We start from the raw sequence: 6735 nt of genomic DNA, 5'->3' as shown, positions 1-6735 counted from the left end.
GAAACTCCCACGGAAACTCCCACGGAAACTCCCACGGAAACTCCCACGGAAACTCCCACGGAAACTCCCACGGAAACTCCCACGGAAACGGGAACTCCTGTTGACTCTGACAGCGTTCGCGGCGGCGATGCCGATTGCATTTGCGAACAGATTACCCTACCCGCGATCGGTTCGATTCCCGGCCCGAATTCAGTCGCTCGCACTTTCAATGGCACTGACGGCAGCGACTTCCTCACCGGCAGCAATCTCAACGACCTTATCAGCGGTTTCAACGGCGACGACATTTTGCTGGGCGAACAAGGCAACGACAATATTTACGGAGGACGGCCCAGCAATATCTCCCTTGGCCCCAATGCAGACAGAGACTTGCTGTTTGGTGGCCGTGGCAATGATTACCTCAACGGCCACGCCGGCGACGATCTCATTTTTGCGGGTAAGGGCGATGATGTCGCGATCGGCGGCAAAGACGATGACTTGATTTGGGGCGACAAAGGCAATGACACTCTAGTTGGGGCTCAGGGTAACGACTGCTTGTTTGGAGGCAGTTTTGACCCGTCTAGCCCTGACTCGACTGGACGCGATTTGCTCTTTGGCGGTGCGGGCAACGACTTCTTGAACGGGGGAGATGCTGCAGACACTCTAAGCGGCGGCAAGGGCAATGATACGGTTTACGGCGGCAAGGGCAATGACGTTGTGGTGGGGGGTACTGGCAACGATCTGCTGTTGGGCGATCGCGGCAGTGATAGCATTTGTGGCGGCGACGGGGACGATACTATTTTAGGAGACAGTGCGATCGACTTTAACGGCGAGCCAGATTCCCTGTGCGGCGCTGCTGGCAATGATTTGATGTTTGGCAACGGCGGTAGTGACAAGCTATGCGGCGATGAGGGCAACGATACTCTCTACGGCGGGAAAGGCGACGATTGTCTGATTGGGGGTTTGGGCAATGATATTCTCAGCGGCGGTATTGGGCGCGATCGCTTTGTTTTAACAGCAGGTTCCGGCCCCGATCAAATTACTGATTTCACAAAAGGTGAAGATTTGCTGGTGTTAGGGGGCGGTCTAACTTTTGCTCAACTTAGTATTACCCAAAACGCTAATGCAGTTTTCATCAGGATTGGTCAGAACGGTCAACTGTTGGCTGCTTTAAATGGAGTGCAAGCTAGTGCGATCGATCTGAATGATTTTACCCTCTTCGGGTAAGCATTACATAATCAGCCCTGTCGGGCGTGAATGCCGAGCCTGGTATGTATATAAGTCGATCAAACGCTTGCAATCTTCTAGTTTGTAGGTACGCACTGCCCTCAAGCAGGGTATTGGTGCGATCGACCGACTTTACCTCATCCTATCGGCTGGCGATCGGCAATAAACTAGGTTTATTACCGATCGCCCCTTAAAAGAAAAAGATTTAACGATAGTAGGCTTCGAGATTTCAAGCATTGGAGGGTCTTCTTCACCACGAAGACTCTCTCTAACATTGCACACCCTACAGTTTATCGTTTCCCGGCTCTACCTCGTCTTTAAACTGGAACGAGAGTCGGCTCTAAAGTTGCCACTAATTTGAGATTGTACTCAGCCTCAAAAACAGGCTTTTTATAATCCAAACTCCACATTTCCAGAGCGCAATCGTCCCCGGGATTGAGCGGTTGCAGCCGCAAGTGAAACTCTCGAACTTCCGGGCGGTGTTCGCATTTAAAATCAGAAATTGCGCCAATTTGTCGCCTGTCCAAAGCCACAGCCAACCGTAGAAAAGGATGAAGTTTACTAACGACTTCTCGGTATTTTTTAGGCAAAATTAGAAAATTTTCATGCTTTTTTTTGGGAGGATTTTTCCGATGATAGCGAGCTAAATTGGCAATTACTTCTATCTCTGTTTCGGTGTATCCTAATAACTCACCATTGCGAATTAAATAGTAAGAATGCTTGTGGTGCGCCGAATGACTCACGTACAAACCACTGTTGTGAAGAATCGCGGCTGCCCACAGCAACTCCCGTTCTTCGGTTCCCCAATAGTGCAGAATTCCTTGAGTTTGGTCGAACAATTTGAGCGCAAATGCTGCGGTTCTTTCGCTTTGTTCTAAATTGACTTGATATTTGTCAGCCATGTGCAGAATGCTGCGCTGGCGGATGGAACCTTGATAGCGCAAGCGGTTTTCAATCAAACCGTGGCTCAGCATCCAGTCAACAATTACGCCTTCTCGTAAAGAGCGATCGCACACCGTCAGCGATTCCATTCCTAATAGTGTCATCGCTTCTTGCAAAATCAAGGCACCTGCTAAAATAATTTCTGCCCGCTTGTCCGACATTCCCGGAATTGCCAGCCTTTCCGAGTAAGAAAGTTTGCGAAAGCGATTGACTAAATCGCGCAAATCCTTTAAATTTAACTGATATCCGGCTAGGGGACTCGGCACTGTTCCCAACTTTTCGCGAGCGTTAATTGCAGCCAGAGTTTCGATGGTTCCAGCAGTGCCAATCAAGCGCAAGGGTTCGCCCGCAGTGAAGTGAGAGCGCAATTCGTCGATCGGTCTTTCTAGCGAAATCCGAATATAAGCTTGCAAATAAGCAAACTCCTCCTTGCTAATCGGGTCGGTTTTGACAAATTGTCCTGTTAAGCGAACAGCACCAATTTTTGTACTGGTGAGAGAGCGAGCCTCAGAACTGTCTGCTAAAATCAACTCCGTAGAACCGCCCCCAATATCAATAATTACCTGCGACTGATTGTTAAACTCCATACCCGAAAGAACGCCGAGATAAATTCTCCGTGCTTCTTCCTGACCGGAAATCAAGCTAACATTCAGGTCTAATTCTTCAGCAATTTGTTTGAGGAACTCTCGCCCGTTAGGGGCTTCCCGAACCGCACTGGTAGCAACAGCGATAATTTGTTCAGCATTGAAAGTTTTAGCAATATCTTGAAAACGGCGCAGAGTGGCGATCGCCCTTTCCATAACCTCGGACTTCAAGCACCCTGTCTTAACCTCACAATCGCCCAACCGAACCGTATCTTTTTCTCTAGCAATAATCGTAAACGCGGGCAATTTCGGATCGATCCGCGCCACCACCATGTGAAATGAGTTAGTACCCATATCAATAGCAGCAATAATGCGATTTGACTCCGCAGAAGCAAGTGAATTAACCATTGGAGTATCGGGGTTGACAGATATTTATAATTATTTCACGAATCCAGTTAGGCATTCTATTAAATTAGCCAAAATCGGGAACTGCTGACTGGGCAAGACTTTCACCTGTTTTAAATTCCGATAGAAGTATGCTCGCGAGCAGAGATAGTAAGTGATTGTGCCTAAAATTTGATAAAATCTAGAGTTAAAAATCTCAAATCTAGAATTGAAATGCTTAAAGAGCCCGATCGCCAACCCGAATCCACATTGCTAACCGTCGTGAGGCTTTTGAGATGGGACAAGCCAGCAGGAAGGCTCATTTTAATGATTCCAGCCCTCTGGGCCGTCTTTTTAGCAGCAGACGGGAGGCCGCCGACAGCATTGGTGGGCGTGATTGTGTTGGGTACCTTAGCCACGAGTGCGGCGGGATGCGTCATCAACGACTTGTGGGATCGCGATATCGATCCCGAAGTAGAAAGAACGCGCTCGCGCCCGCTAGCATCCCGCGCCCTCACCGTGCAAACTGGAATAGGAGTTGCATTAATTTCCTTTGCTTGTGCGGCAATTCTCGCTTTTTATCTCAATCCTTTAAGCTTCTGGCTGTGCGTCGCGGCCGTACCAGTAATTATCTGCTATCCACTGGCAAAAAGATTCTTTCCAGTGCCGCAATTAGTGTTATCAATTGCGTGGGGTTTTGCCGTTTTAATTAGTTGGAGCGCCGCCGTTGACGAATTAGAATTAGCGACTTGGCTGCTGTGGGGTGCAGTCGTGTTTTGGACGATGGGATTTGATACAGTTTATGCGATGAGCGATCGGGAAGACGATTTGCGTTTGGGTGTGAATTCCAGCGCGATATTTTTCGGGGATAATGCTGCTAATGCTGTGGGTTTTTTCTTTGTTGGTACAGTCGGTTTGTTAGCAGCAATGGGAATTAATCTGCACTTGCACATTGGTTTTTGGATGGCAATTGGTGCGGCGGCGATTTTGTGGTTTTTGCAATATAGTCAACTGCGGAATGCGGATCTTCCAAAGCTTGTTTACGGTCAAATATTTCGCCAAAATGTTTGGGTGGGGTTTGTCATATTGGCGGGGATGATTGTTGGGGAGATTTTTTAGACTCCGGCTAGGTGGGTGACAGAAGTTAAATCAACTTGTAAGGTGCGTCAGTCATTGATTTTTCGATTTCAACAAATTTGAATGCTCTGACGCACCCTACGTGCTTGCTAGCGGTTTCAAGCGCCGAGGCATCTCGATATAATTCACCTAAATCAACTTTTTTTCAATTGAATCAGCTTGATTTGTACTATCCAATTCCAGGTAATTTTAACCCGCTGCGACTGAGAATATTGCGATCGCCACGATCCATATCGGCATAAGTTTATTGCGGGCTTTCCTCTGTGGCGGTAAAATCTCCAGAATTTTGTCACAATAGGGTGCAGATAAAACCGAGAGTATTTTACCGCTCCTCTGCTGCTAGGAACCAATTTGTGCTGTACCTGGTCTCTGGGTTGATTACCGTGTTGGTGGGGTATTTTACCAACCAGTTACCGAATTTGCCGGATAACTTGAAACCGTGGGTTCCTTTGGCAATGGCGGTTTTGACATTAGCGGGCTCGATTTTGCTGATTCAACAAAGCCACTCTGGGAACTCGTCAGCCAAGACGGTGATTCGGGGGAATACGCTGGAGGGGAAACTCAGCAGCATCAAAGCTAGGGATGCTTTGGTAGAACAAAATCAACTAACTGGAGAGAGTTCTAGCATCAGCACGAGGGATAGCGATTCGGGGACGCAACCATGAGGCGCTTTGCGAATCGCACGCGGGAGTTGCACCTGTTTGAACAGATGTTGCGGCGGCAGGTGCGAGAACGGATTTTGTTGATTGAAGCACCGTCGGGTTATGGGAAAACGGGTTTGATGGGGCGGTTTGATGAGATACTGTGTTCCCAGGAAATTCATCGAGTTTTAATCGATCTCAAAGGGGCGCAAGCTGGTATCGCTTTTGTGTTTTCCTGGATTCAGCGCGTACTCGGAAAACCACGCTTTCGGAATTTTAATGCCCTGATCGATCGCTTTCTCAATTCTGGTGTTGAGATTCAGAACAACCGTTTGACGGGGGAAGGCAGCCAAATTCAGGTGATTTTGGATGTGCCGCCAGAGGAACGAAAGTATCGTTTAACTCAACTTCAACAAGTTTTTTTTGAAGATTTACAACGGTTCGATCGCCCGATCGTATTTATTCTAGATACATACAATGGTGCGACGGAAGAACTGGCAGGATGGATCGGGGGTCAGTTTTTGGCAGAAGTGGAACTCAACCCAAACCTATTTGCGATCGTGGCAGGACAAATTATTCCCGAACCCACTATCCAATGGCAAAACATGTATCATCGCTGCAAGCTCGATCGGATTATGGAACGCGAAGCCTGGTATGGTTACGTTAAGGACGTTGGCTTCGACTGCTTCAGTTCCCAAGAGATTAATGTTTTAATCGATGCGGTAGAAGGTGTACCGGCACAAGTCGTTGCCTTGTTAGAAGTTGCAGCACGGACGAGGCAGCACAAATGAACGCCGAGTTTTTAGCGCGGTTGGTACAGGCGCAGACGGAGGAAGAAAAGGATTGGCTGCTGGCAGAACTTTCCCTGTCGGTGCTGTCGCCAGAGTTGAGGGCAATGGCGCTGGCTGCCGCCGTGCCGCATTGGTTTGATGCCAAAATCTTAGCGGCGTTACAGCCAGATTTAGCTCAACAGGCAGAGGCGCTGTATCTGGAACTCCAGCATCTGCCATTTGTGGAAAGGTTTGCCGACAGAGGACACAATATCCACGAACGGACTCGGAAGGCGGTGCTGAAGCATCTATGGGAAACCGATGAAGAAGCGTTTAAGCAATTTTCCCAGCGTCTGGTTGACTATTTTGGTGCAGAGAATACGAATCGGATCGAACAGATTTATCACGCTGCGATCGCTGATTTTGAGGCAGGCAGCAGTCAGTTTGAGCGCTACATCACAAGTCTAGACCATAATTTTCGTCGGGGGGAAGCGGAGGCGCTGCTAGCAGCCGTGCAGGAACTGGTTGAGGCTAAACGAGTGCCAGAGAGTTTCGCCGCAGATGTGGGGTATTGGTTCGGGCAAATCCATTTCCGATTTTATGAAGCGCAGGAGGCATTGTCCCGCTACGATACGGCTTTGAAACTCTACGAGCAAGTAGGAGACAATCTGGGCAAAGCCCATACCCTGGGTGCCATCGGCGATGTTTTGCAATTCCTCGCTCGCCGTGATGAAGCCCTAGAGCGCTACGATACGGCTTTGAAACTCTACGAGCAAGTAGGAGACAATCTGGGCAAAGCCAATACCCTGCGTGCCATCGGCGGTGTTTTGCAATTCCTCAAGCGCTGTGATGAAGCCCTAGAGCGCTACGATACGGCTTTGAAACTCTACGAGCAAGTAGGAGACAAATTGGGCAAAGCCTATACCCTGAAAGCCATCGGCGATGTTTTGCAATTCCTCGATCGCCGTGAAGAAGCCCTAGAGCGCTACGATACGGTTTTGAAACTCTACGAGCAAGTAGGAGACAAATTGGGCAAAGCCTATACCCTGAAAGCCATCGGCGATGTTTTGCAAT

General features: G+C 48.7%; 6 protein-coding genes. 5 read left to right on the top strand and 1 reads right to left on the bottom strand.

All coding sequences use genetic code 11. From position 1 onward, the window contains the following. Nucleotides 1-1203, top strand: a 1203-nt coding sequence (locus tag QUA62_RS20520; RefSeq protein WP_333406286.1) for a calcium-binding protein, incomplete at its 5' end; no start/stop codon positions are given. A gap of 317 nt (nucleotides 1204-1520) precedes the next feature. On the opposite strand, the gene QUA62_RS20515 is transcribed toward QUA62_RS20520, so the two are convergent. After that, the gene (locus tag QUA62_RS20515; protein ID WP_333406285.1) at nucleotides 1521-3137 is read right to left on the bottom strand and encodes a Ppx/GppA phosphatase family protein; all 1617 of its coding nucleotides are present in this window, start codon (nucleotides 3135-3137) and stop codon (nucleotides 1521-1523) included. Between the two features lie 210 nt (nucleotides 3138-3347). On the opposite strand from QUA62_RS20515, the gene QUA62_RS20510 reads away from it, so the two are divergent. The 4 genes from QUA62_RS20510 to QUA62_RS20495 all read left to right on the top strand — a co-directional run. Continuing rightward, nucleotides 3348-4232 (top strand): 4-hydroxybenzoate solanesyltransferase, encoded by an 885-nt coding sequence (locus QUA62_RS20510; RefSeq protein ID WP_333406284.1) that lies wholly within the window; start codon nucleotides 3348-3350, stop codon nucleotides 4230-4232. A 371-nt stretch (nucleotides 4233-4603) separates the two neighbouring features. Beyond that, the gene (locus QUA62_RS20505; RefSeq protein WP_333406283.1) at nucleotides 4604-4915 is read left to right on the top strand and encodes a hypothetical protein; all 312 of its coding nucleotides are present in this window, start codon (nucleotides 4604-4606) and stop codon (nucleotides 4913-4915) included. Beyond that, nucleotides 4912-5682, top strand: coding sequence for a hypothetical protein (locus QUA62_RS20500; RefSeq protein WP_333406282.1), 771 nt, complete (start codon nucleotides 4912-4914; stop codon nucleotides 5680-5682). The genes QUA62_RS20505 and QUA62_RS20500 overlap by 4 nt, the downstream gene beginning before the upstream one ends. Next, nucleotides 5679-6735: tetratricopeptide repeat protein (locus tag QUA62_RS20495; RefSeq protein WP_333406281.1), on the top strand; the 1057-nt coding region annotated here is incomplete at its 3' end. The genes QUA62_RS20500 and QUA62_RS20495, both read left to right, overlap by 4 nt.

This window comes from Microcoleus sp. MON1_C1 (assembly GCF_036701945.1).
Classification (GTDB): Bacteria; Cyanobacteriota; Cyanobacteriia; order Cyanobacteriales; family Microcoleaceae; genus Microcoleus.
The sequence above is the reverse complement of the archived record's forward strand: the minus strand, read 5'-3'. Positions and strand labels throughout refer to the sequence as shown.

Coding starts and splice junctions, on each gene's coding strand:
- QUA62_RS20510 (WP_333406284.1), top strand. CDS start 3,348: ATGCTTAAAGAGCCCGATCGCCAACCCGAATCCACATTGCTAACCGTC.
- QUA62_RS20515 (WP_333406285.1), bottom strand. CDS start 3,137: ATGGTTAATTCACTTGCTTCTGCGGAGTCAAATCGCATTATTGCTGCT.
- QUA62_RS20500 (WP_333406282.1), top strand. CDS start 4,912: ATGAGGCGCTTTGCGAATCGCACGCGGGAGTTGCACCTGTTTGAACAG.